This window comes from Pontibacter sp. SGAir0037 (assembly GCF_005491705.1).
Classification (GTDB): Bacteria; Bacteroidota; Bacteroidia; order Cytophagales; family Hymenobacteraceae; genus Pontibacter.
Window position 1 is genome coordinate 663923 of the sequence record NZ_CP028092.1, and the last position, 25862, is coordinate 689784.

Sequence of the window (25862 nt, forward strand, 5' to 3'; positions counted from 1 at the left end):
AAAATTTTTAAAGTGCTGCGCCGTTGCCGGAACAGATAAGGTTTATGCATGAAGAACAGAGGCATTACGGTTTATCTGTGATCAAAGCTAAAGGTTCAGCCTGGGGTCCGAATCGAGAATGATTGGCTCCCGGTCTCTTGCCCTGTCCCGCCGATTGCGCCTTTCGATACGGAAGAGTTCTCCAAACCTGTTAAAGCGTTTGGTATGTAGTATACTAAGGCTTTGCCGGTTTACAACCCTATTGGCGAAGGAGCGGGGCTGTGTGTTATATTCCAGCCTGCCTCTTAGTTCTCCGGATGGGGTGATGTAGTATTCCAGCGACCAGTCGCCCTGGTAGCCCGGTGCTGCCCCGGTGGCGCCTGCCGTACCGGCTGTGGCGCTGTTGGCAAAACCTGACTGGCTGGTCACCCGCAACCTGCCTTCAAAAAAGGTATAGCTGAGCCTCACATTCAGGTTGGTGAGCGCATTCTGATCCAGTCCGTCCAGGCCAATGTCTATTTCCAGGTTGTTGTCCAGGTTGTTCAGGAAGCTGCTTAGCTGGGCAGATAACAGGTTTCCCAAACTACCTGCCGCACCGGCTGCCTCGTTAAAGGCGAACGTGCCCGGCTGCGAAAGCCTGCGCAGCACCAGCAAACTGAATACCTGCCGGTTCAGCTCGTTCGGGTCGTTGTTTACATTGCTTTTAAAAGCCTGAATAGAAGCCGACGATTCAATGTCCTGTGGCAATTCCTCAAAGCTCAGGCCCAGGTTAATGTTTGGCGTCAGCAGCTCTCCCTTCAGGTCGATTACAGCTGTTACCGGATATCTGCCCTGTATATCCGGGGCAATATCGCGTAGGGAAGTAGTTTGTGAGTAGGTTGCTCTCAGGTCCATTAAACCAGTAAGCGGATCGCCGTTCCAGGACAAAGTGCCACCGGGCACAACCTTAAATTCCCGGCTGACTACCCCTTCGAGCAGGTTCAGGTTGTAGGCTCCATTCAGAATCTCGAAGCCGCCATACATATTAAAGTCGCCGCGTGTATCAATCGTCATCCTGACCTGCCCCTGGCCTGAGCCCCTGATGATGTCGCCAGTCTGCCGGTCTATGATTATTTCGAAGTAAGCATTGTTGGTTACATCCAGGTCGAAATCCAGGTTGATGCCTGAAAGGTCTATTTCAGGGTTATCTGTAGCTGTGGCGACCCCTGTGGTATCAGTAGCTGTTGTGTTTACAAAGCGGATAAACTTCCTGCGTGTTACCTCGGTCTGGTTATCCAGGGGCAATACAATACGCGTATTAGCATCGCTTCTGGCTCTAACTCTTACGGTCAGGTCGTCAGCCGGACCTGTTACAGAAGCTGTACCGGTGCCAAAGGCAGTTCCGTAATAAAGCTCGTTCTGCTCCTGGGTTGTGTTCAGCACCATAAAGTTTCTGTACCGGGCTTCCATATCCAGTTGCATGTTCTCAAAGCCTTCATGCGAAATGCCGCCATTAACAGTAGCCGTGTTGCCATATATATCCTGCACCCGGGCATTCCGGAAACTGATGCTGTTCGGCGCCAGGTATACCCTGTCGGAGAAACGGTAGGTGGTGCCCAGGTAGTCGAAGAGAAACTGCCCGTTGTTTACCATAACTGAGCCGGAAAGCTGCGGAGCTGCCAGGGTACCCAGTACGCGAATCCGCCCCTCCATGGTGCCTTCCAGGTGGGAGAGGATGGGAGTAAGTAAAGGTTCAACCAGCTTAAGCTGTGCATTTTCTGATACAGCCAGCAGGTCCAGCTGGTTAACTTCATCGTTCGGCCTGTAGTTGCCCGTTACCGAAAGCACCTTCGCGTTGTTGTAATGAACGCCCACATCTACGTTCATCAGCTGCTGCGTGCCGTTCCATTCGGTGCGACCTACAATACTGCCAACCAGTATGTTATCCATGTAAAGGGAATCCAGGTTTATAGAGGCATTGGCAACAGTGTTGTTGTAGATGCCCTGCAACATTACCTCCGCATTCAGCCTGCCAGCCAGTTTCATAGAGATCAGCGGGTTCAGGTTAGCCATATCGAAGTCTTGTACCTGCACGTTCAGCCTGCTGTCAGGGGCATCCGATAAAACACCTTGTATGGAAATCGTCTGGTTAAGGTTTGAGATGAGGAAGTTCTCAAACTCGATGGTTTTGCCCCGGTTACTGATGTAGATGGTATTTTCAGGAGTAAAAACCCAGGGGTTCTCCTGCAGTGTAATGTTAGACCTGTCGAATACGATCTGTACCTGGTTTTCGAGGAAGTTCAGGTCGCCTGTAATGGTAGCCCGGTTGTTTGCCCCGGCCTGCCTGATGCTGGTGGAAAAATCAATATTACGTTCGTTCCAGATGCCTTCCAGGTAAAAATCCTGGGTTTCGTTGCTTTCCAGTAGTTGTTGCCTGGCAGAGGTAAACAGCAGGCTGGAAAGCACATCCGGGCTTAGCTGCAGCTTGGATGTATTTAGCTCTATCGTGTTCTGGAAGAACAGGTGATCGTTGTAGGCAATGGTATCAATGTTGGTGTACAGGTTAAAAATGGCTGTGTTGCCATAGCGGAATGAGCCTTCTACGTCGGTATAGTTGGCAATGCTGAGTTCGGGTATAAAAAGCTTGATAAGCGGGTTGGCATGCCGCAGGTGCAAATTATAATCGAGGCTGTACTCCCGGATGGCTGTGGCAGATTTACGATTATAGTACGCCTGAATGGCAGGATCGTAACTTTCAAAATTAAGCTTATACTCCTCTACCAGCTGTTTCATATCACCGATGAGGGTGGTGTAGTCGAAGTCGCCCTGCAGGTAAAGGGCCAGCAGGTCAGAATTTAAGGTAAGGCTCCGCTGGTTCTCAAATATTTTGGAATCAATGGTAATCGAGTCGAGGGCTATAGGGGTGCCGTTGTAGGTAAAGCGGGTGTTTTCGAGCTTTGCCTGCCCGGAAAAACTGTCTAACTGCAGGCCACTGAAATTTAAATTGGCCTGGGTACTGATGGTAAAGGGCACATCTGACAGCCTCAGCGCCTGCAGGTTGGCATGTTGCAGTGTGCCGATCATGTTAAACGCCTGGCTGCTGCGGGCAAGGGCAATTTCGCCATCGGCGTTAAAGACCAGGTTCGGGTCGTTTATAGCAACCTTTCCAATAAAGTTCTGGCGGCTGAGGGTGCCGTTTGCTTTAATGTTTCTATAGTTATAGTCCAGGATGTGCAACTGGTTAATTGTGGCATTCAGGTTAACACGGGCATTCTCCAGTGTAAAACCCGAGCCAGCCAGGCGACCATCTATGGATATCGTTTTTATGACATCTGAAATATCGAGCAAACGGCCAACATCAAACCTGTCTGTTTTTACATAGCCTCTGTAGGAAGAGGTGCGGGCATTGTCATCTATTTTCAGGTTGATGTCCGAAACCAGGCTGCCCAGCTGCGTATTAAAAGTGCCGTTAGCCACAAAGTCGTTGTAAAAGCCTAAGAAGCGGCCTTCCAGTTCTACATTGCCCAGCCTGGCAGCAATGGTGTAGGCATCTTTAGGCAAAAAATGTTTTATGTCTTCGGCATTGATTACTGAAGGCCCTAACCGCAGATTGGCAAACATTTCTTTAAAGTTAGGTAATCCGTCGGCACTTACCCTGCCTACGAGGTGAGTATTTTTTCCATAGTTAATATCTACGTTTCGGGCAGTAAACTTGCTCACAGTACCTTTAAAGGAGCCTGAATTAACTTTTGCCATTTCCTCATACTCTCTGAGCTGAGGTGCAAAAACCGCTACATCTTTAGAGTAAACGGTAGAGTTTTCCAGGTTCACGGTCATAGCCACGCTATCGATAAACTGCGAAAAGTTTCCGAACCTGTTATAGTCGAAGCGAACGTAGTCCTGCAGGTTGCTCTGGTTGAGGCGAAGGTCCAGGTTGTCAAACTCCCAGAAAGTGGAGGCGTAGGTCATACGTGTGTCCAGGTTATGGAGCTTCGCATCGGAATTAACTTCGTGCGTGGTAAGTCCGTGTATGCTTACCTTCAGCGTATCGTCCAGTTGTATTTCACTAAACCGCCCGGAAATATTTTCGAAGTTAAGGTGAAAATAATCCATGCCATACGCCGTGCGCGGATCGTTAAAATCGTCGTAGGTAAACTTCCCGTTTTTTATAACCAGCTCTTCAATCGAAAAATCGAATGGCTTTGATGTTTTAGTTGTATCGCTGGCTACTAACTTGCCAAGTGAGGCTATAAAAGAAGAGAGGTTCAACGAATCGGTTCCGGCATATTTTACCAGGTTAGCGTGCGGCTCTACCAGTTCCAGGCTGGCAATGTGTAAGGTATTGGGGTCAAAAATAGAAAAAACACTGATATCGGCTTCCGTTTTGCCAATGTAGAACATCTCATTGTGGCGCCGATCAAGCACCTGCACCTCTTCCAGCACCACACTTTTAAAGAAAGCGATATCTACGCGGCCAATGGTAACCTCGTGCTCAATGGTTCGTGATATATACGCAGCTGCTTTCTGTACTACTTTTGTTTGTACCGATGGAATGCGTATAGCTATAAAAGCAGCTACAAACAGCAGCAAAAGAAACAGGATTAAGCCTAACACTATTTTTAGAAGGGCTTTTCCTGTAACTTTGACGTAATTTATTGACGACTGTTCTTTTTCCAAAGGATGACTGAACCAACTATATTAGCAATCGAATCTTCTTGCGACGAGACTTCCGCTGCCGTAATTAAAGGCGGTAAGGTCTTATCGAATATTATAGCCACCCAGGCCGTACACGAAAAATACGGCGGTGTTGTGCCTGAGCTTGCTTCAAGAGCGCATCAACAGAATATCATACCTGTTGTAGCCCAGGCGCTAGCCACCGCAAATGTAACAAAAAGTGAGCTAAATGCGGTGGCTTTTACCCGCGGTCCCGGACTTTTAGGAGCCCTTCTGGTGGGTTGCTCTTTTGCCAAATCGTTTGCCCTCGGCCTGGATATACCCATTATCGAAGTAAACCACATGCAGGCGCATATACTGGCACATTTTATCGAAGACCCCAAGCCCAGCTTCCCTTTCCTTTGCCTGACGGTTAGCGGTGGACATACCCAGATTGTGCTGGTGAAAGATCACCTGGAAATGGAAATCATTGGCCAGACAACTGACGATGCCGTGGGAGAGGCGTTCGATAAAACAGCCAAAATGCTCGGCCTGCCCTATCCGGGTGGACCTATGCTCGACCGCACGGCTGCTACTGGTAATCCGGATGCTTTTGCTTTTCCGGTAGGTAACATGCCTAACTACGACTATTCTTTCAGCGGCATTAAAACCTCTGTGCTTTACTTCCTGAAGGAAAGAACGAAAGAAAACCCGAACTTCGTACAGGAAAATTTAGCTGATATCTGTGCCAGCATACAGAAAACGCTTATTGCAACGCTGCTTAAAAAGCTGGTGCAGGCAACCAAAGATCTGGGTATAAAAGAAGTAGCCATTGCCGGTGGCGTATCGGCCAACTCCGGCCTGCGCCAGACCCTGCAGGAGTATGCCAAAAAGTATAAGTGGAACGTATATATTCCGGCATTTCAGTATTGTACCGATAATGCCGCCATGATTGCCATTACTGCGCATTACCAGTACCTGAAAGGCGATTTTGCCACACAATATGTGAGCCCAGAACCAAGAATGAAGTTTTAAGAGTTTGGGAGTTAGAAATTTTGTCGATGATTTCGTAGAGACAGGTCGCGAACTACCCGAAATAAAAGAGTAAAATTTGCGTGAACAGGTTATAACCGTTCCAGTTATACCTTAACAAGCAACAAATAGCCATCGCATCACAACGAGATGAAAAGCACTTTCCACATAGGTGATACCAGAAATTACCAGAAGGTGGTGACAGAAGCAGACTTTGCCCGTTTTGAAGATGGGCTGGTGCATCAGGTATGCTCTACCTTTGCTTTGGCTCAGGCAGCAGAGTGGGTAGGAAGGCTGTTTGTCCTGGAGATGAAGGAGGTGGATGAAGAAGGGATAGGCACATTTGTAAGCATTCAGCACAAAGCCCCGGCTTTGGAGGGAGAAAAGATAGCTTTTGAAGCTAAATTAAAGAGCCTGGAGGGAAATGAGATAATTTGCCAGTTTGAGGCAAGGGTGGGAGATAGGCTGGTAGCTGAAGGAGAAACTGGTCAGAAAATTTTGAAAAAAGAGAAACTAGCCAAAGTTTTGGCTTCTAAAGTAATTTAAATGGCAAAAGAGAAAGAAAGGATAAAGAAGCATGTAAATATTGTAAACCGCAGAGCTTCTTTTGAATATGCGTTTCTGGAAAAATATACAGCAGGTGTGATGCTACGTGGTACCGAGATAAAATCTATTCGGGAAGGAAAAGTGAATATGCAGGATGGGTACTGTGTTTTTCAAAACGGAGAACTGTATCTGCACAACATGCACATATCCACCTACACCGAAGGCACCCACTATAACCACGAGCCCATGCGCGTGCGCAAGCTGCTGCTCAATAAAAAAGAGCTGCGTAAACTGGAGAATAAGGCGCAGGAGCAGGGGGTAACCATTATCCCGATCCGGGTTTTTATCAGCGATAGAGGCTTTGCTAAAGTTGAAATAGCCCTGGCCCGGGGTAAAAAACTGTATGATAAACGGGAAGATATCAAAGCCCGCGATGTAAAACGGGAAATGGACAGAAGTGGGTATTAGATTTGAAAATTTGGGAATTTGAAAATTAGAAAATGGGGGAATGATTTTATCATTATCTTTATCTGAAACTGAGTATAAAAATAATAGATTACATGATTAAGTACGACGCAGTCATGCCTTTCTTAGGTTTCGTATCTCCAAATCTTTAAATTTACACATCTCCAAATCTTCTCATCTTCAAATTATAAAAACGTGAACTACGGTATTTGTTTGCTCAGCCTGGTGCCAATGCGTGCCGATACTTCCGACAGATCGGAACAGGTAACTCAGGTACTGTTTGGGGAGTGCTACGAAGTTGTAAACCAGCAGGGGAACTGGCTGTGCGTGCAGCTGGCTTCAGATGGGTATAAAGGCTGGATAGATTATAAACAGCATACGCCTGTTTCGGCGCAGTATTACCAGGAATGGGTGGAGGCGAAGCATCCGAGGGCAATGGACCTGGTTCAGGTGGTAAGTAATGCGCAGCTGCGTATACCTGTAGGCATTGGAAGTTATCTGCCGTTTTTCGATGGCATGAACATCCGCATAAACGACGACGTGTACCTGTATAATGGTCGGGCAACTAACGCAGCCCTTCCTGCCACCACAATACAGGTCACAAAAGTTGCGTTTAACTTTTTAAAGGCTCCTTACCAGTGGGGCGGTAAATCTATCTTCGGCCTCGATTGCTCAGGATTTGTGCAGCAGGTTTTTGGGATCTGCGGCTATCAGTTGCCCCGCGATGCCTATCAGCAGGTGGCGCACGGAGAAGAAGTGCACTTTGCTACACAAACCCTGCCCGGCGATCTTGCCTTTTTCTCTAATGAAGAAGGCCGTATTATACATGTGGGTTTAATGCTGGAAGGGCAGCAAATTATACATGCTCACGGCGAAGTAAGAGTGGACACCTTAGACCATAATGGCATTTACCAGGCCGACAGGAAACGATATTCTCATAAATTGCGGATAATCAAGCGTATTTTTTCATAAGAAAGCTGTTTTCTCTGCTTTTGCGCTGGATGCCTGTTAAATTTTATCGTACAAGCTAAAGCGTAAAATCAGGAACAGCCATGAAAGATAAAGTGCTCATACTCAATCAGGATTTTAGTGCTATAGCTGTTTGTACCATACCAAAGGCTTTTTTACTTGTTTACCTCGAAAAAGCTGAGCTTGTAGCCAAAGTAAACAATTCATTTCTGCATACTGTTAGCCAGAGCTACCCGGTGCCTTCCGTTATCAGGTTACAGCGGTACGTGCGCATCCCGTTTTATGGCATAGCGCTTACACGGCAGAATGTACTGCGGCGCGATAACTTTTCCTGCCAGTACTGCGGAACCAGCAAAAACCTGACCCTCGACCATTTAACACCGCGCTCCCGCGGTGGGGCAACCAACTGGCTGAACCTGGTAACAGCCTGCATGCGCTGTAATACCCGCAAAGGCGACCGTACACCAGAAGAAGCCGGATTGAAATTAGTCCGTAAGCCTATCAAACCTTCTCTGAAGACATTTCTGCAACTACAACTTGATACCTCCAACCAAGAATGGGGCACATACCTCGGAATTGAAAAATAGGAACAGCTGCTTCTGCCAGAACTGTATAATAACATAAGGTGATGCATGCCGAAGAAAGATTTATGCTTTTGAAAGTGCATAGAATTTTTGCAGGCTTTTTTGTTGGTAATTATAGTTGTAAGTGTATATTTGTGCAATAATATATTATCCTTAATCTACTATTTCTGAGAGGTTTTCTGCCATATTAAATCTCCTGAAAACAATTGTACAGGTCTTCCAGAAAACCTTTAGAGTATGGGGCGAAAGCTGAAAAGCCTACAGAGTAAGCGTGAACACAACCTTTTTATTACACAGTGAAAAAATATTTACTAACAGCCCTTCTCTGCACCTTATGCATAAGCTTTTCCTTTGCACAGGATGTAATCACCAAAAAAACAGGTGATGAATTAAAAGTTAAGATACTGGAAATTACACCAACAGAAGTAAAGTTTAAGAAAGAAGAGAATCTGGATGGTCCGGTTTACAGCTTGCCTAAAACAGACATTCTGCTGGTGCAATATGCCAACAAGACCACTGAGGTGTTTTCTTCTCCTGAAACCGAAGCCAATGCTTTAACAGTAAGTAGAACATCGGGTGCCATTACAACTACCACTCCGGCACCGGCCGTTTCTAAGTCGGCCCAGGAACTGTTTATTCAAGGGCAGACAGATGCTCATCATTACTATACTGGGTATACAGGTGCAGGAACCGGTACGTTGGTTGCCAGTTTGTTATCGCCACTTGTTGGTCTGGTGCCAGCCGTTATTTGTTCTACTACCAAACCAAAGGAACAAAACCTGAGCTATCCAAGTCAGGAATTGATGAACAACGCAGATTACAATAGAGGCTATACTTCTGATGCCAAAAGAATCAAGTCACGGAAAGTATGGAAGAACTGGGGAATTGGCCTTGGTGTAAATATTGTAGCCGCCATTCTGCTGGCAAATCAGTAAGCAGAGCTACATAAACAGCAATAGGAAAAGGAGGGCTATCAGGTCCTCCTTTTCCTATTGATAACACCAGAAAGCCAGGAAGAACAGATAAAGCCTGATGCATGGGTAGACGGGTATGTAATTAATCTGGTAATGAAAGTTTTAAGTATAACTTATGGTGTGATAGCTAGCATATTAGTAGAAATTTTATTACTTTTGCCCCTCATTCGGGTGAATGATCCTGTTTTACTGAAACAGGGAATGTAAAATTAAACCAAACCGGCCCATTGCTCTAAGTCGGTGGCTTCACCAGAGCAAGAATTTTATGAGTAATTCTCCAGATAATTTTGATTGGGACAAATTTGAGTCTCAAGGTTTCGGCGGTGGCTACAGCAAAGCAGAGAAAGCCGAAATGGAAAAAATGTATGATGACACCCTGACTACTGTACAGGAGCAGGAGGTTGTTACCGGAACTGTTGTAGGTATCACTGATCGTGACGTGATCCTGAACATCGGTTTCAAATCTGACGGCTTGGTACCGGTTTCAGAATTCAGAGATATGCCTGAACTGAAAGTAGGTGACGAAGTAGAAGTATTTATCGAAGACCAGGAAGATCCAAACGGTCAGCTTATCTTATCCCGTAAGAAAGCGAAAATCGTTAGCGCCTGGGCTAAAATTTACGATGCACTTGAGAACGACAAGGTTCTGGAGGGCGTTGTGAAGAGAAGAACGAAAGGTGGTCTTATCACTGATATCCACGGTGTAGAAGCTTTCTTACCAGGTTCACAAATCGACGTGAAGCCAATCCGTGACTTCGATGTATTTGTAGGTAAGAAAATGGAAGTGAAAGTTGTGAAAATCAACGCCGCTTTCGACAACGTGGTAGTTTCTCACAAAGTACTGATTGAGAAAGACCTGGAGCAGCAACGTGCCGCTATCCTGAACAACCTGGAAAAAGGTCAGGTTCTGGAAGGTGTTATCAAGAACATGACAAACTTCGGTGTGTTCATCGATCTTGGTGGTGTAGACGGTCTGCTTCACATCACAGATATTTCATGGGGACGTATCAACCATCCGGAAGAAGTATTGCAGCTTGACCAGAAAGTTAATGTTGTGGTTCTTGACTTCGATGATGACAAGAAACGTATTTCCCTTGGTATGAAACAATTGACTCCTCACCCTTGGGATGCCCTTCCTGCTGAGGTTGAAGTTGGTTCAAGAGTTAAAGGTAAGATCGTTAACGTGGCTGACTATGGTGCATTCCTTGAGTTAATGCCAGGAGTTGAAGGTCTGATCCACGTTTCTGAAATGTCATGGTCTCAGCACCTGCGCAACCCGCAAGACTTCATTAAGCAAGGCGACGAGGTAGAAGCGGTTGTACTGACGCTTGACCGTGATGAGCGTAAAATGTCTCTTGGTATCAAGCAATTAACAGAAGATCCTTGGACAAAAGAAGATGTGTTAACGAAATACGCCGTAGGTACAAAGCATACTGGTGTTGTTCGTAACCTGACTAACTTCGGTCTGTTCTTAGAACTGGAAGAAGGTGTAGACGGTCTTGTACACGTTTCTGACCTGAGCTGGACTAAGAAAATCAAGCATCCTTCTGAGTTTGTGAAAGTTGGTGAAAACCTGGATGTAATTGTTCTGGAGCTGGACGTTCCAAACAGAAGACTTGCATTAGGACACAAGCAACTGGAAGAGAACCCTTGGGATACTTTCGAAACTGTATTCAACATCGGGTCTGTACACAAAGCTACTGTACTTGAGAAATCAGACAGAGGTGCTGTGTTAGAACTGCCTTACGGTATCGAAGGTTTTGCTTTCCCTAAAGGCTTAACCAAAGAAGACGGTACACAGGTAGAAGCTGGCGAAAGCTTAGACTTCCGTGTAACTGAATTCTCTAAAGATGACCGTAAAATTATTCTTTCTCATACAGCTGCTACAACAGCAGAGGCTGACAATGCACGTGTAGCGAAGGCTACTAAGAAAGCTCCGGCTGCTGCAGGCGCAGAGAAAGCTGCTCCTAAAGCTCCGAAGGCTGCGAAAGAAACAGAGAACAAGTCTACGCTTGGTGACCTGGACGCCCTTTCTGCCCTGAGAGAGCAAATGATGGAAAACGAGAAAGAAGCTGGTGTTAAGAAGTTAGAAGCTGCCGCTGCTAAAAAAGCGCAGGATGCTTCTGGCGAATCTTCAGAAGAAGAAAACGCTTAATTTAAGCTGATTTCATAGTAAAAAGCCCCGGCGCAAGCCGGGGCTTTTTTTGTATAGCCAATTTTACTTCCTCATAAACAGCTGCCAGAGGAGAAGGCGCTGCCCTGCCTGGTCCGGTTGCGCACTCTTCACCGGCTGGAGCAGAAACGCTTGTCTGAGCTTCCCCTCAATGGGTTGCCGCACTGCGGGCACTGTTTTTCGTCCTTCATAAAACCATTCTTCTTTTGAACGTTCAGTTACGTTCATAAACGCATCCATGCATTTGCTAAGGCGGATGAGTAATCCGAGCGGCTTGTATATGATATAAATTTATGAGCGAGGCCCTAACCTGCGCTACACATCCTGGCCCTGCTTAAGTTAAGGAGCATCATAAATATAAGAAGTCTACACACGCAACGGGCTTTGCGTTGGATAAAAGGATGATTCCGCTTGATAATATGTAGAATAATATTATATTAGCTCTTCGATATATTTAATGTGGATATAGGCGCGCTATGTTTAAAATTAAAAATCAAAACAAGCCAATACCACTCTACACATAGTGCGGATAGTAGGAGTAGTACTCCTACTATACAGTAGTTGGCGTGCAATTAATTAACTGAATGAAGTATAAAATTATCCTTTTTGCTTTCAGGACTTTTGCCGCTGCGTGTAATCCCATTCACGAGTCTAAGACTGCATCACTAGACCAAGAAGATAGAGCTGCGCAAACGGTACAACCACCAGTAGAACAAGAAGTTAAAGACAGAGCTTATACCTTAGATTCTGAACTTGAAAATTTAACTCTGGGAAAGTTCAACACATCAGGCGTAACTAAAGACAGCACAAATGAATATGGCGCTGGAGATTGTTTTGGTAAAGTTACCTATTACTCACAGAAAAGTATGGGTTTGGGAATTGACTCAATGTCATGTGGTGAATACGGCTATACATACACACACTATCTGTTGGACTCCAAGAAAACTATACAAGCCGTTTACTTGAAAAAATCTGAGTCGCTCCTTCAACCGGACGGTAACTGGAAGTATGCATTGACCGAGAGAATCTTTGACTTTAGAAATTCTCAGGCGACCATCATAGAAAGAGTTGATACGCTCAATGACTATAATAAAAACGTGATAGCTAAAGATTTTGAAGTTAAAAAATTGAATGACAGGCAAACCGCTTTAAAGAAATGGACAACCGACTTTAAAGAACTGTGGGAGTTAGAAGAGAGCTATTAAAAAAATCGAAACGCCAACCAAACCTATAAGTTAGCTACGCCATCTTATAGCAAAACCGTTAGCAAATAATTGATTGATGAAGCTATTAAACAAAGTACCTAAAGAAAAGTACTGGGACTATTTTATACTTGCAGCAAGATTTCTTATTAGTTGGACTTTTCTTAGGTATGGCTACAGCAAAATGGTGGATGGTCAGTTTGGAGTAAGTGACTCAGAATTGGCAGCACCATTAAAGGATTTGAGCTTGTTTCGTGTCTCATGGTACATGTTCGACCACCAGCCTTTCAAGGCATTTATTGGCATTTCACAATTGCTTTGTGGTGGTCTAATCATCATAAACAGAACTGCCCTGCTTGGAGCGTTCTTGTTCCTTCCGATAGTAACTACTGTACTGCTTATTGACCTCACTTTTATGCCCCCAACTATGGCTAATGCCTTCGCATGGCGATTATCATTTTATATCCTGTTGGACTTTTTGATTCTATGGCACTACAAGAGTAAGATGGAAGTAATTTGGAATGAAGTGTGGCAGAATGTTAACACCAAATTCAAATATCCGATTTGGACATACTTGTTTCTGCCGCTGGTGGCAATAGCTATTGAAGTAGCTGGGGTACTTCCGAAAGCTTTGTTCTACATCCATCATCCCTCATGCCTGTGCAGATCATACAGGGCAACAGCGTGAACAATGACTTTGCAAGATCGGTTTTCAATAATATTATAACCCATCCAGAGAACCCGTCTGAGCTTTCGTGGTATTACTCAAGCTACACACCTGACTTTGCGCTATCCCATAAAAAAGCATTGGAACCTCTGGCCAGGAACTCTGTTGCGCCAGACTGGCAACTACCCATGTTCGGCAGTAGTGAGGTGATGCGACTCAGTCAGTTAAAGGGCAAGGTAGTGCTGCTTGAGTTCTGGAACAAGAACTGCGGGTACTGCATCTCAGCTGTGCCTAAGCTCAATGCATTGGCGGAGAAATTTCCTCGCAAAGACTTTATAGTTTTGGGAGTCAATCTGCATGACAGAAAGGAAGATGTTGATAGCTTCTATCAAAAGAACAGGCCCAACTACAGAACTGTGCTTGATGGAGGAAAAGTAGCTGAAGAGTATGGTATAGATGCTTATCCCGTGGTGGTTCTCATAGACAAGCAGGGCAAAGTTATATAATAGATGAGCCAGGAATTGAAAAGCACGTTCAGCAGGCTCTAAAGTAATGAAAAAGGAGTATAAACTGCTAAGGCGTTGCATCATGCAGGCTGCGTCTTAATCGCAAGATAGTTTGAATTTGTTAGCTGTGATTCTTCCTATTAGAAACTGATTAATTTCTTGAGCTATATTTTACCTTTACCCTTAACTTTATGCAAGGCTGATACTTTAACTGGTGCTGGCAAAGCTCGCGCAAAATACTGATAGCCATGTAAAATTCCTCCGCTGCATTGAAGAGGCTTTGAGGAAACTTCAGTAGTGGCTCCCCAGCAGAGTCTATTCACGATTCTTGCTTTTGCTTGCAGTATTACAGGTAAGAATTTTAATGGTATGAATAAGATATTCACTCATATGAAAAAGTTATTAACGGCTGCATTTATATGCTTTGTATCAATTCATTATAGCCTTGGGCAGGCTAATTTTGCTATTAAAGCAGGGGCTAATCTCTCAAGTATGAACACAGAAGACGAGTTTTTGGAAGTCTTTAATTCGAATGTAGGAAACAGAATTGGCTATCAATTCGGCTTAATGGCACAACTGGACATGAATAATCAGGTGTATGTAAGACCGGAATTAATCTATTCTTCGAAAGGATATAAAGTTAGCGGCAACACAACGCCTGCGCAACAAACGGCAGTACGCTATAATTATATTAATCTTCCTGTTTTGTTTGGCTATAATATGACTCCGAAAATCTCGGCTTTTTTAGGTCCGCAGTTTGGCATTTTAGCGTCAGTTTATGCAAAAGATAAAGGCAGTGAAAGAAGCGATAATCTTAAATCCATACAAGATTATAATGATTTTGATTTCAGCATAGGGGCAGGGGTCAATTATAGATTAAACACAAGGATCAGCGCCGACATTAGATACAACTATGGCTTCACCACTATTTTGCATGCCGTTTATTTTGATAGAGCTGAAAATGAAATCGAATCTGATTTATTAAAAAATAACAAATCATTTGAAATTAGTATTAACTATTCATTAAGAACGAAAGAATAAGATTTCACACCCTAACTTTGCCTATAGTATAGCTTCTCCATATTATAATTTAGTTTTATGCTTCCATAAAATTATGAAAACAGTTCTCCTGATACAGCTTCCCCCTCACTACTTCCCTCGATTCATTTAGTCAAACAGAGAATCGAATTAAGGCTCATATAGAAGGTAGAGTTATCTAGTTATAACAGGCTGAATGAGAGCAAATGGAATTGTACAGGTTATGAGGTTAGATATGTAGATATGAAAGAGGGAGCATGAGTTCTTTCTTAACGACTATCTTTATCTTTCTTCTTGCACCCTTTGAATATAAAATATACGATTCCAACTTGCTTATAAATTCTTTACGTGCTATTTAGGAAATAGGGGATGAAATGGGACCAGCAGCAAAAATTTAACTTATCATAATATTCGCACTATTAGTTTTTACTTTCAAAAATACACGGTGAAAAAACCGTATGACTTCTTACGGTTTGTCCATTATATTTGCACTAATATCAACTACCCTTGTTCTCGCCTTCTTGCCAACTGATTTTCCAGAAGTTATGGCATAAGACTTACTGGCATTCGCTTCGATACGAGAATGTTACACATATATATAATTGGAGTATTTTTAGCTGGCATAATTTTCTCATATGTTTTTAATAAGCTTTCTGGAAGCAATAGTCAAAATACGACCACATAAACAATCCAAAAAATTAAATAAACAGAATAACTTATGTGCCTGTTCTGGTGCTTTCATTAGTCACTTTTGTATAACCTTTATCTCATAAGAATATGACCAGGTTGGTAAGAACAAACTCTGAAGATGCAGCTTTTCGGGAGCTGGTTTTGCAGCTTGATAAAGAACTGAAAGAGCGCGACGGCGACGATCATACCTTTTATGCACAGTTCAACAAGATTGATATGATCAGGCATGCCGTGGTGGCGTTTGAGCAGGAACAGCCTGTCGGCTGTGGCGCATTTAAACAGTTTGAGGGTAGTACGGCAGAGGTAAAGCGTATGTTTGTGCATCCTTCTGTCAGAAATCAGGGAATTGCCTCAAAGGTTTTAAAGGAGCTGGAGGCTTGGGCAAAGGAAGTTGGTTTTACTGATCTGGTACTGGAAACCGGAAAAGCCCAACCGGAGGCTATAAATCTATACTTTAAAAGTGGCTACAGGCAGATTACAAACTATGGGCAATACGCTGGTGTGGATAATAGCATATGTATGCAGAAATCCTTAACAGAGGTTTCGCAATCGGAGGTTTAGTTAGTATTCGGATGCTGCAGGTTGCCGGGGAGTAATAGATTGTGCGTGTTTAGTGAAAAATAACTCGCAGACAGTAAGGATGTTTGCTTTTTATAGTTATTTCTGATTAAAAAATATACGCATTCAGTTTGACAACTATCGTTTTCTGTGTATGTTTGCACTCCAAATCACGGTAACGTGGCCGAGTGGCTAGGCTCAGCTCTGCAAAAGCTGCTACAGCGGTTCGAATCCGCTCGTTACCTCTCCTTATAAAAAGAAGGTCCTCCTCGTTATCGAGGAGGACCTTCTTTTTTAGAGCTTCTCTATGCTTTTTGCTGCTTGGCATTACTCTTAAACCGGAAGTATTTCTCCACTGTCACGATGATTAATAGTACCAGCCCGGCCCCAAAAATGCGTAATACCTGCATAGCATCTAACGGACTGGAGCTAAAGAGTGTATTCATGAAAGGCGTATAGATAAACAATGCCTGGAAAAAGAGCATAGCTGCAATGCCATAGTATACCCACATGTTGGTAAAGAAACCTATTTCGCTCACTGGCCTCACCAGGGAACGGCAACTGAGCAGATAAAATGCCTCCAGTACCACCAGCACTGTAGTAGCTACTGTCTGGGCCTCTGTTATGGTTGCTCCCTGTTGCTTTTCATACAGGTATAGTCCAAAAGACGCTATCAGTAAAATGGCACCTACCATTAATGTGCGCATAACCAGGTCTTTGGTAAGAATGGGCTCGCCTGCGGGGCGGGGAGGCCTGTCCATAATGCCTGGCTCTTTGGGCTCAAAAGCCAGTGTAAGGCCTAGCAGCACGGCAGTAGTCATATTTATCCAAAGGATTTGCACAGGCAGCACCGGAAGCTGTGTGCCTAAAATAACAGCAAACAAAATAATCAGTCCCTCGCCGAGGTTGGTAGGAAGCGTCCAGACAATAAATTTAGTCAGGTTATCGAAAACACTTCTGCCTTCCTCCACAGCGCCTTCTATAGAAGAGAAGTTATCGTCTGTAAGTACCATATCTGAGGCATCTTTGGCAACATCGGTACCTGTAATGCCCATGGCGATGCCTATGTTCGCCTGCTTCAGGGCAGGGCCATCGTTTACGCCGTCTCCTGTCATGGCTACAATCTTATCGCGGGCCTGGAGTGCCTTCACAAGCCTTAATTTCTGATCCGGCGATACACGTGCAAAGACAGATATATTTTCTGCCACTTCTTCCAGCTGTTTGTCCTCTATCTGCTGTAGTTCTTTGCCTGTTATAGCCACAAGTTTTCCGTTTTCGCGATGCCCGTTCAATCCGATCTGGCTGGCAATGGCGGCGGCTGTAATAGCATGGTCGCCGGTGATCATCTTTACATCTATACCGGCCTGCTGGCACAGCTTTACAGCTTCTACGGCCTCTTGTCTGGGTGGGTCGATCATTCCCTGCAGCCCCAGGAACACAAGGTCAGCGCTGGTATCCTGATGGTCGATGCCGGTAATCCCTTCCGGCGCTTCGGCCATTGCAAAAGCTAACACACGCAAACCATCGCCTGCCATTAGCTCCACCTGCTGGTTAATGGCCTCCTTATCTACGGCTGTCAGCGCTCCGTCGGGTTGCATCACCTGGTTACAACGCTCCAGAACAGCCTCTACAGAACCCTTTAAGAAGATAAGAGCCGGAGCTCCTTTGTGCAGTGTTGCCATGTACTGGTACTCCGATTCAAAAGGAATGGTATCCTGCCGCGGGTGGTCCTGCTCCAGTTTCTTACTTTCGAAACCGGCTTTACGAGCAGAAACAAGAAGTGCCCCTTCGGTAGGATCGCCTTCTATGCTCCATTTGCCTTCTTTTTCTTTTAAGGTGCTGTCGTTGCAGAGTAAACCTGCCTGCAGGCAGAGTGCCAGCGCTTTATTGGTTGAAAGGTCCACCTGTTGCTCATTTTCCTGTATTTCTCCTTCCGGACGATATCCCAAACCATTTGCACTATAAGTTTTGCCTCCTGCCCATAGCTGCTGTACTGTCATCTGGTTTTCGGTGAGCGTACCTGTTTTGTCGGAGCAGATCACATTGGTGCTTCCCAGTGTTTCTACGGCTACCAGCTTGCGGATAATAGCTCTTCGGGATGCCATTTTAGATACACCCAGAGCCAACATAATGGTTACAGCCACAGGCAAACCTTCCGGAATGGCTCCTACAGCAAGGGCAACAGCCATCATAAAGGTTTCGCCAATTCCTTCGCCCCGCCATAGGCCTATGGCAAACACCACAACCGAAAGCCCCAGAATTACCCACAGCAACAGGTGGCTGAAGTCTTTTATTTTCTTGGTAAGAGGCGTTTCCAGGTCCTGGGCCGTAGCAATGGATTGCTGGATCTTACCCACCTCCGTATGGTCGCCTGTGGCAATTACTACCCCTTTGCCTTGCCCGTAAGTAACTACCGTAGAGGAGAAACCCATGCAAAGCCGGTCTCCCAGCACATTGTCGGCAGCTACTGGTTCTGTGTTCTTCTCCACTGCCACCGACTCCCCGGTAAGGGCAGATTCATCTACTTTCATGTCGCGTTCCTGTACCAGCCTTACATCAGCAGGAAACTTATCGCCCGACTGTACCAGCACAATGTCTCCGGGTACCAGCTCTCGGGCATCAATGTTCTGTTTGTTCCCGTTGCGGATTACCTGGGCTCTGGCAGTCATGCTCTTCGATAAAGCATCTATAGCCTGCAGTGCTTTCGACTCCTGCACAAAACCTATAATAGCATTGATAAAAACAACAGCAAAAATGACAATAGCATCTATATACTCTTCCAGGAAAATAGTTACCACTGTAGCTGCCAGCAGAATATAGATCAGTGGCTGGTGGAACTGGAGCATGAAGCGGATAAAGGCACTCTGCTGTTTTTTGGGGGTCATAATGTTCAGCCCATACTGCTCCTGGCGCTTTTTAACCTCCTGGTCGCTTAAGCCGTCGGCAGCGGAAACCTGTATCTTATCCAGCACCTCTTCAGCTTCCAGGCTATGCCATTGCTGCTGCTTGCCTGCTTGCGAAGGATGTTGCGTAATTTTATTTTCTTCTGTTACCTGCATAGTACTTTTCGTTTTTAGCTTCAAACAAACTATCTAATCTTACGGGGCAATGGGGGAATAAGCTATAATGCAATTTTAATCTTAAATTAATGTGCGACAGAGCGTTAGCTGCTGTTGAAGCTGCTGGTATAACTGCATCAACCGGCAAGCAGGGTACACTCCATTTCCCTTTGAGCAGGTAAAAATGCATCTTATGTTTAACTGGTTGAATGACTTTCATCAGTATAAATCCTGATAAAAATTAGTATGTTATTCCATATCCATTGCCGGAGGTGTTCGTTAAAAGTCTTACACTGAAAAGGAACAATATGCCTAGGAAAGTTGAATTAACAGTACCAGCAGAAAGTACAAAAGAGGTAGTGGATGCGCTGAATCAACTGGAGGGCCTGATAAACCTTCAGGTATATAAAAGCGCTTCTGCCAACGAGCCCGGTGATGTTGTAAAAGCTACCGTTGCTACAAAGGCGCTGCAGCAACTTATGCGGCAGATGGATAGCCTCGGTTTGGGTAAGAAACCAGGCTTTTCTTTAGCAACCAGCGAGCCGGACAGCCTCATAAGTCCTGGTTTTTCCAACCTGGTTGACCGCGATGGTACGTTAGCCAGTTGGGAAGAAATGGAAATGATCATCAGCAAGGATAGTAATGCCAATTCTTTGATTTTACTGCTGCTTATAGCTTCGGGTATTCTGGCGGCTACAGGTATTGCTACAAATGCTATCCATGTTGTTATCGGTGCCATGCTGGTTGCTCCTGGCTTTATGCCCATTATGCGTATTCCTTTAGGAATCGTTTCCGGGTGTAAGGCTGTCTGGATAAGAGGTATAACAGATGTGTTTTTAGCCTATGGTGTACTTATAGCGGCGGCCGCCCTTACTGCTTTTTTCCTGCAGGCAACAGGAACAGAACCTTTACCGGGCAAGGCAGATTATTACGAGCTGACCAACCCGCTGCTAAAATACTGGACTACCCTGACCTCTACCTCTGTGGTTGCGTCGGCGGCGGCAGGACTGGCGGGAGCTATCATGATAGCAACCAAACGGTCGATTTTTACTTCGGGGGTTATGATAGGCTTAGCCCTGGTGCCCTCTGCTTCCCTCATCGGAATGGCACTGGTAACAGGTGATGTGGCGTCAGCAGGGCAGGCGGCAATTCGCTGGCTGGTGGATGTGCTGCTTGTGCTGGCATCCTCGTTCATCGTGTTCAGTATTTTAAAAGCAATCAGGTATAAGCGGAACATGGCTATGTAATAAAAGTACAGTTCCTTATATTCTACCTTGCTTTATTTTAAACTACCATGAACTTCTGAAAGCATGACCTTTTGGTGCAATTTTCCGTACTAATCCGCACCATGTGCTACATAAACAATCAAGAAAACAACTAAACCAAGCAAAGGCTGTCGTGGCCGCCATCACAAAAAGTTCTATTCAAACACCCGCTGATGCAGTCAAGGACCAGACAATCAGCTTTCCATAAAGAAAAACATGATAAAGAACAGCATTTAGTTTACGTACCTCAAGATTATGAAACTTCTAGATTTGCGCATTATGCGCGGGCCAAATTACTGGTCGGTTTCTCATCACAAAATCATTGTTGTAAAACTCGAGTTGGATGAGCTTTGCTACAAGCTCACCAACGAAGTTCCTGATTTGCTCCCGCGTTTGCAGAAAATGTTTCCGGGTATGCAGGCCCACCGTTCTTCCGAAGGGGTGGAAGGCGGCTTCTTTCAGACAGTAGCCGGTGGCACAACCTTCGGACACCTGATGCAGCACATTGCCCTGGAATTGCAGACGATGGCCGGGATGGAGTGTGGCTTCGGGCGCTGCTATCCTACGCAGCAGGAAGGCGTGCTGCAGGTTATCTTTTCCTACCAGGAAGCCAGGGCAGGAGAATATGCCGCCTATGCCGCGCTAAGAATTACAGAAGCCCTGATAAAAGGCGAAAAATACAAGATTACAGAAGACCTCATGCACCTTCACCGGATTCGGGAAGATGAATATTTTGGCCCCAGCACCTATGCTATAGTTTCAGAAGCAGAAAGCAGGGGAATACCTTACCTGCGCCTCGACACGCACTCGCTCATTCAGTTAGGCTATGGGGTGCATCAGAAGCGGATACAGGCTACCTTAACCAGTAACACAGCCTGTTTTGCCGTTGAGATTGCCGGAGACAAACGCGCCACCAAGGAAATGCTGCAAGGTGCAGGTGTGCCTGTCGCAAAAGGAACCACTGTTTATTCACAGGAAGAACTGAAAAAGGCCCTGCAATGGCTGGATTACCCGCTTGTGGTAAAGCCGCTGGATGGCAACCACGGCAAAGGGGTATCAATTAATATTACGAACTGGAAAGAGGCTGTAAGAGGATTTACAGAAGCCAGAAAGTATTCCGGCGGTGTTATAGTGGAGCAGTATGTAACAGGTTCTGATTTCAGGCTGCTTGTTGTAAACGGAAAATTTATTGCAGCTGCAAAGCGAACGCCGGCCTGCATAACAGGTGATGGCAAATCCACGATAAAGCAGCTGATCGAGCGCGAAAACAAAGACCCGCGGCGTGGTATCGGGCACGAGAAAGTACTGACGCAGATAACAATAGACAAGCAGACAAAGGATATTCTGAAAGCGAATAACCTCACTACCATGTCCGTTTTAAAGGAGAACGAGATACTTTACCTGAAGAGCACAGCCAATATAAGTACAGGAGGTACGGCCACAGATGTAACAGATCTGGTTGACCCTTACAACATCCTGATGGCCGAGCGTATTGCCGGTTTAATTGGGCTGGATATTTGCGGCATAGATGTAATGACCTCTGATATTGCTATTCCGCTGAACGAGGCAGGTGGCGCTGTGCTGGAGGTAAATGCGGCACCAGGCTTCAGGATGCATACTGCCCCCACCTATGGTTTGCCTCGTAACGTGGCAGAACCAGTTATCAATATGCTGTTTCCGCACAATGCGCCAAGTCGTATCCCGATAGTGGCAGTTACAGGTACCAACGGCAAAACCACCACCACCCGCCTGATTGCACATATGGTGAAATCGAAGGGTTACCAGGTAGGCTATACTACTACGGATGGCATTTACATTCAGGATAAGCTGCTGGAGAAAGGAGATACTACCGGCTCGTATAGCGCGCAATTTGTTTTAAAAGATCCGACAGTGAATTTTGCAGTGCTGGAATGCGCCCGGGGTGGCCTTTTGCGTGCGGGCCTTGGCTTCGACCAGTGCGACATTGGCATTGTTACCAACGTAAGCTCCGATCATTTGGGGCTGCGCGATATAAACACACTTGATGAGCTGGCGCAGGTAAAGTCGGTTATACCCAAGAGCGTGCACAAAGATGGCTACGCTATTCTGAATGCAGATGATGACTTGGTGTATGAAATGGCCAAAGAGCTGCATTGTAACATTGCCTTCTTTAGCATGGATGAGCAGAATCCACGCATTCTGAAGCATATTGCCAAAGGTGGCCTGGCAGCGGTTTTCGAAAACGGATATATTTCTATCTTCAAAAACAGCTACAAGATCAGGATCGACAGGGTAGGAGATGTGCCTTTAACCTTCGGTGGCCGGGCGAAATTTAATATTCAGAATGTACTGGCAGCAGTGCTGGCAGGGTATGTATCTCATTTCGATGTAGAAGATATCAAAACCGCCTTGCGCACCTTTGTGCCATCGCCTTCCAAAACACCGGGCCGCATGAACCTGTTTAAGTTTCCTAATTTCGAGGTGCTGGTAGATTATGCCCATAATGTAGGAGGTCTAAAGGCTATTGGCGAATTTATGGAAGAGCTGGAGGTAAGCCGGAAAGTAGGTGTTGTGGCTGCCGTTGGCGATAGAAGAAGCGAAGACATTTATGAGCTGGGCAAGGTGGCAGGGCAGATCTTTGATGAAATTATAGTTCGGCTCGACAGCGATTTACGGGGCAAGACAGCTGACGAAATAACTATTCCGCTGATGCACGGCATAGAAGATGCCGCACCTTATAAACCGGTGAGGCTGATACCAGAGGAAATGCGTGCCATTGCCTATGCACTGGAACATGCCGAAGAAAATTCCTTTATTGCCGTTTTTACAGAAGATGTATCTGAATCGGTGAAGATGGTGGAGAACTTTAAGGTGATACAGGACAGAACGGTGCTGGTAGAATAAATTTCTTTGCAGAAGCAGGTTGCTCTACAGGCAGCCTGCTTCTGCCATTTATCTATTCAGGCTATTCGGTACATGTAATTAATGGGTGTAGCCAGGTGCTTTCTTCTGGAAACTATAAATGAGGTAAAAGAGAAACGGAAGAATGAGCACACTACCAATCAGCAGTGCCAGTCCGAGTGCCTGCATGGTGCTGTGGGGAGCCTGGTGTTGCAGCAACGAAAGATTGTCGCCACTAGCCAGCAGCACAAAATCCGGGAAAACAGGATGGCCGATGGCGAGCAGGATCATGCTAACCTGGAAGCCTGCCAGCACACGCACCTTTTTAGCTTTCCCCTGCGATAGCCAGTACCAGAGCAGCACCAGCGAAAGGGTGGCTGCCATTACCGCTCCCAAGCTGATGGCTGAGCCAAACATCCAGTTTACAAGAGGAATGCCTTCCAGTGCCGCTGCTACAAAAACAAGAGCCCCGCAAGCCACTGCCGCTATATTCATGCTTTTGGCTTTGCGGGTAAAGCGGATTTTATCAGATGTAGTATCAGCTTCTCCGATCAGGTATACCGAGGCCAGAAAGCCACACAGGGCAACGGTAAAAAAGCCAACAGCTATCGAAAACAGGTGCAGCCAGCTATACACGTAGGCAGATAAGAAATCTGTTGCCTGCAAATCGATTTTGCCAGCAATCACACTCCCGGCCAGTATGCCCAGAAACAAAGGTGTAACAAAGCTGGAGTAAGCAAAAATACGGTTATAGAGTACCTGCATCTCATCCACCACCGCATCGTAATGCCGGAATACAAAGGCTGTACCCCGGGCAATTATACCTAAAAGCAGTATAACCAGCGGTATGTGCAGGTGCACCGACATCACACTGTATATTCTCGGAAAGCCGACAAAAAGAATCACAATGGCTATGATCAGCCACATGTGGTTCGCTTCCCAAACCGGGCCAATGGTATGGTGCATCGTTTCGCGGGTGCGGCTCCTGTTTTTAGAGGAGGTAAACAACTCCACAATTCCAGCCCCGAAATCGGCCCCGCCTAGTAGCAGGTAAAGCAGTATAGAAAGGCAAAGAAAGGTAATCACAACATATGCCATAGCCTGAATATTTAAGAGTGAATCTCCTTTTTCGAAGTGTCGTACAAGTGCGGTACCATTTTAATCTGGCGGTATAGCAGGAAAATAACAATCAGACTCAGCGATACATAGATAGCGGTGAACAGGTAAAAGGAATAGGCTATACCAGGCATGGGAGTAACTGCATCGGAAGTAAGCATTACGCCATAAATGATCCAGGGCTGCCTGCCTACTTCTGTTACAACCCAACCTGCTTCCACGGCCACAAAACCCAGGGGAGTAGCCAGTACAAAAAGCCACAGCAGGAGCCTGTTGTTGAGCCATATCTTTTTGCGCCAGAGTGTGCCGAAATATAGTAGAGATACCAGTACCAGGAACATGCCTATGCCCACCATAATCTGGAAAGCAAAATGGGTAACTGTAACAGGAGGTAAATGAGCCGGATCGATTTTATCCAGGCCTTCCACTAGTCCGGTAAAGTTGCCGTGCACTAAAAAACTGAGCATGCCCGGAATCTCAATGGCATAGTCTACTTCTTTGGTTTCTTCGTTCGGAATACCTCCTATAATAAGCGGTGCGGCTTCCTGCGAATGAAAGTGCGCTTCCATGGCCGCTAACTTGGCAGGCTGCCGTTGCGCCACATCCTTGGCAGACAAATCGCCGCTCAGCGGCTGCAGCAGGGCGGCTACAGCTCCAAAGGAAGCCGCTATTTTAAGTGCCCGTGCATGAAAAGCTACATTCTGCTTTCGCATGATCATAAAAGCATGAACACCGGCTACGGCAAAACCTGTGGCTGCGAAGGCAGCAATGGTCATGTGCAGGGCTTGTGTAAACCAGGCTGCATTAAACATGGCAGCGATTGGGTCTACATTTACAAATGCTCCGTTTTCCACATCAAATCCGGCGGGGCTGTTCATCCAGGCATTGGCCGATACCACCAGTATACCCGAAGCAAGGCCGCTTATGCCCACCACTACACCCGTAAACCAGTGAAACCATTTGTTAAAGCGGTTCCAGCCGTACAGAAAGAAGCCCAGTGCAATGGCTTCGATAAAAAAGGCAGTTCCTTCCAGGGAAAAGGGCATGCCGAAAACCGGACCGGCCTGTTCCATAAACTGGGGCCACAGCAGGCCCAGCTCAAACGATAGCATAGTGCCTGAAACGGCGCCTGTAGCAAAAAAGATAGCCACTCCTTTGCTCCAGGCTTTGGTAAGGTTCTGGTAAGCTGCTTCGTTGGTTCTGAGCCAGCGGAAATGAGCCACTGCCATAAAAAAAGGCATCACCATGCCAATGCAAGCATATATAATGTGAAAGCCTAAGGACAGTGCCATCTGGGATCGGGCTGCGAGAAAATCGTCCATAGCAAGATGTGTTTATGACCGGGTAAAGGTAGTTTACAGGCGCCATTGTTCCTACTCAAAAACTTCAAAAATAAGGCGGCGCATCATGACTGCCATGGGTTTGGCTTGTGCAAGAGGAAACTATAATGCCTGTTCCTTAGCTGAGGCCCGGTAGCACCAGCTATGAATTACCTGTAGCCGCTTAACCTTATTCTGCCGGTATCGT

The 25862-nt window shown here is 45.8% G+C and carries 18 protein-coding genes and 1 tRNA gene; 15 read left to right on the forward strand and 4 right to left on the reverse strand.

From position 1 onward, the window contains the following. Positions 1-87: 87 nt before the first annotated feature. Positions 88-4572: a translocation/assembly module TamB domain-containing protein gene (locus C1N53_RS02670; protein WP_137757854.1), complete on the reverse strand. Its 4485-nt coding sequence runs from the start codon at positions 4570-4572 to the stop codon at positions 88-90. A 66-nt stretch (positions 4573-4638) separates the two neighbouring features. Between C1N53_RS02670 and tsaD the strand changes: the two genes are divergently transcribed. From tsaD to C1N53_RS02735, 13 genes are all read left to right on the forward strand, one after another. Beyond that, entirely contained in the window at positions 4639-5646 is a 1008-nt protein-coding gene (gene tsaD, locus C1N53_RS02675; protein ID WP_137757855.1) for a tRNA (adenosine(37)-N6)-threonylcarbamoyltransferase complex transferase subunit TsaD, read from the forward strand. Positions 5647-5793: 147 nt separating this feature from the next. Continuing rightward, complete coding sequence (locus C1N53_RS02680) at positions 5794-6189, forward strand: thioesterase family protein (protein ID WP_137757856.1); 396 nt, start codon at positions 5794-5796, stop codon at positions 6187-6189. After that, positions 6190-6657: an SsrA-binding protein SmpB gene (gene smpB, locus C1N53_RS02685; RefSeq protein ID WP_137757857.1), complete on the forward strand. Its 468-nt coding sequence runs from the start codon at positions 6190-6192 to the stop codon at positions 6655-6657. A gap of 192 nt (positions 6658-6849) precedes the next feature. Then, positions 6850-7626 carry a C40 family peptidase gene (locus C1N53_RS02690; protein ID WP_240773364.1) on the forward strand — a complete coding sequence of 259 codons (777 nt, stop codon included), beginning with the start codon at positions 6850-6852 and terminating at the stop codon, positions 7624-7626. 80 nt (positions 7627-7706) lie between these two features. Beyond that, positions 7707-8210, forward strand: a complete 504-nt coding sequence (locus tag C1N53_RS02695; RefSeq protein WP_137757858.1) for an HNH endonuclease — start codon at positions 7707-7709, stop codon at positions 8208-8210. Between the two features lie 293 nt (positions 8211-8503). Further along, positions 8504-9142, forward strand: coding sequence for a hypothetical protein (locus tag C1N53_RS02700; protein ID WP_137757859.1), 639 nt, complete (start codon positions 8504-8506; stop codon positions 9140-9142). Positions 9143-9446: 304 nt separating this feature from the next. Beyond that, entirely contained in the window at positions 9447-11336 is a 1890-nt protein-coding gene (gene rpsA / locus C1N53_RS02705; RefSeq protein WP_137757860.1) for a 30S ribosomal protein S1, read from the forward strand. A gap of 602 nt (positions 11337-11938) precedes the next feature. Beyond that, the gene (locus tag C1N53_RS02710; RefSeq protein ID WP_137757861.1) at positions 11939-12559 is read left to right on the forward strand and encodes a hypothetical protein; all 621 of its coding nucleotides are present in this window, start codon (positions 11939-11941) and stop codon (positions 12557-12559) included. 76 nt (positions 12560-12635) lie between these two features. After that, entirely contained in the window at positions 12636-13244 is a 609-nt protein-coding gene (locus tag C1N53_RS02715) for a DoxX family membrane protein (protein WP_137757862.1), read from the forward strand. Beyond that, entirely contained in the window at positions 13211-13729 is a 519-nt protein-coding gene (locus C1N53_RS02720; RefSeq protein ID WP_137757863.1) for a TlpA disulfide reductase family protein, read from the forward strand. Before C1N53_RS02715 ends, C1N53_RS02720 begins: the two co-directional genes overlap by 34 nt. Before the next feature lie 390 nt (positions 13730-14119). Continuing rightward, positions 14120-14770, forward strand: a complete 651-nt coding sequence (locus C1N53_RS02725) for a porin family protein (RefSeq protein WP_168193945.1) — start codon at positions 14120-14122, stop codon at positions 14768-14770. 774 nt (positions 14771-15544) lie between these two features. Beyond that, positions 15545-16018, forward strand: a complete 474-nt coding sequence (locus C1N53_RS02730; protein ID WP_137757865.1) for a GNAT family N-acetyltransferase — start codon at positions 15545-15547, stop codon at positions 16016-16018. Between the two features lie 171 nt (positions 16019-16189). Beyond that, a tRNA-Cys gene (locus tag C1N53_RS02735) sits at positions 16190-16260 on the forward strand. A gap of 60 nt (positions 16261-16320) precedes the next feature. Here C1N53_RS02735 and C1N53_RS02740 read toward each other — a convergent pair. Next, positions 16321-19074 (reverse strand): cation-transporting P-type ATPase, encoded by a 2754-nt coding sequence (locus C1N53_RS02740; RefSeq protein WP_137757866.1) that lies wholly within the window; start codon positions 19072-19074, stop codon positions 16321-16323. Between the two features lie 308 nt (positions 19075-19382). On the opposite strand from C1N53_RS02740, the gene C1N53_RS02745 reads away from it, so the two are divergent. Further along, positions 19383-20321, forward strand: a complete 939-nt coding sequence (locus tag C1N53_RS02745; protein WP_137757867.1) for a DUF389 domain-containing protein — start codon at positions 19383-19385, stop codon at positions 20319-20321. Between the two features lie 273 nt (positions 20322-20594). Beyond that, a complete protein-coding gene (gene cphA, locus C1N53_RS02750; protein WP_137757868.1) occupies positions 20595-23222 on the forward strand; it encodes a cyanophycin synthetase in 2628 nt (875 codons plus the stop codon). A 78-nt stretch (positions 23223-23300) separates the two neighbouring features. On the opposite strand, the gene C1N53_RS02755 is transcribed toward cphA, so the two are convergent. After that, positions 23301-24317 carry a cytochrome d ubiquinol oxidase subunit II gene (locus C1N53_RS02755; RefSeq protein ID WP_137757869.1) on the reverse strand — a complete coding sequence of 339 codons (1017 nt, stop codon included), beginning with the start codon at positions 24315-24317 and terminating at the stop codon, positions 23301-23303. A gap of 11 nt (positions 24318-24328) precedes the next feature. Further along, complete coding sequence (locus C1N53_RS02760; protein ID WP_137757870.1) at positions 24329-25657, reverse strand: cytochrome ubiquinol oxidase subunit I; 1329 nt, start codon at positions 25655-25657, stop codon at positions 24329-24331. Between the last annotated feature and the right edge of the window lie 205 nt (positions 25658-25862).

Coding starts and splice junctions, on each gene's coding strand:
- C1N53_RS02760 (WP_137757870.1), bottom strand. CDS start 25,657: ATGGACGATTTTCTCGCAGCCCGATCCCAGATGGCACTGTCCTTAGGC.
- tsaD (WP_137757855.1), top strand. CDS start 4,639: ATGACTGAACCAACTATATTAGCAATCGAATCTTCTTGCGACGAGACT.
- C1N53_RS02725 (WP_168193945.1), top strand. CDS start 14,120: ATGAAAAAGTTATTAACGGCTGCATTTATATGCTTTGTATCAATTCAT.
- C1N53_RS02755 (WP_137757869.1), bottom strand. CDS start 24,317: ATGGCATATGTTGTGATTACCTTTCTTTGCCTTTCTATACTGCTTTAC.
- cphA (WP_137757868.1), top strand. CDS start 20,595: ATGAAACTTCTAGATTTGCGCATTATGCGCGGGCCAAATTACTGGTCG.
- C1N53_RS02710 (WP_137757861.1), top strand. CDS start 11,939: ATGAAGTATAAAATTATCCTTTTTGCTTTCAGGACTTTTGCCGCTGCG.
- C1N53_RS02680 (WP_137757856.1), top strand. CDS start 5,794: ATGAAAAGCACTTTCCACATAGGTGATACCAGAAATTACCAGAAGGTG.
- rpsA (WP_137757860.1), top strand. CDS start 9,447: ATGAGTAATTCTCCAGATAATTTTGATTGGGACAAATTTGAGTCTCAA.
- C1N53_RS02715 (WP_137757862.1), top strand. CDS start 12,636: ATGAAGCTATTAAACAAAGTACCTAAAGAAAAGTACTGGGACTATTTT.
- C1N53_RS02740 (WP_137757866.1), bottom strand. CDS start 19,074: ATGCAGGTAACAGAAGAAAATAAAATTACGCAACATCCTTCGCAAGCA.
- C1N53_RS02730 (WP_137757865.1), top strand. CDS start 15,545: ATGACCAGGTTGGTAAGAACAAACTCTGAAGATGCAGCTTTTCGGGAG.
- smpB (WP_137757857.1), top strand. CDS start 6,190: ATGGCAAAAGAGAAAGAAAGGATAAAGAAGCATGTAAATATTGTAAAC.
- C1N53_RS02720 (WP_137757863.1), top strand. CDS start 13,211: ATGCCTGTGCAGATCATACAGGGCAACAGCGTGAACAATGACTTTGCA.
- C1N53_RS02695 (WP_137757858.1), top strand. CDS start 7,707: ATGAAAGATAAAGTGCTCATACTCAATCAGGATTTTAGTGCTATAGCT.
- C1N53_RS02745 (WP_137757867.1), top strand. CDS start 19,383: ATGCCTAGGAAAGTTGAATTAACAGTACCAGCAGAAAGTACAAAAGAG.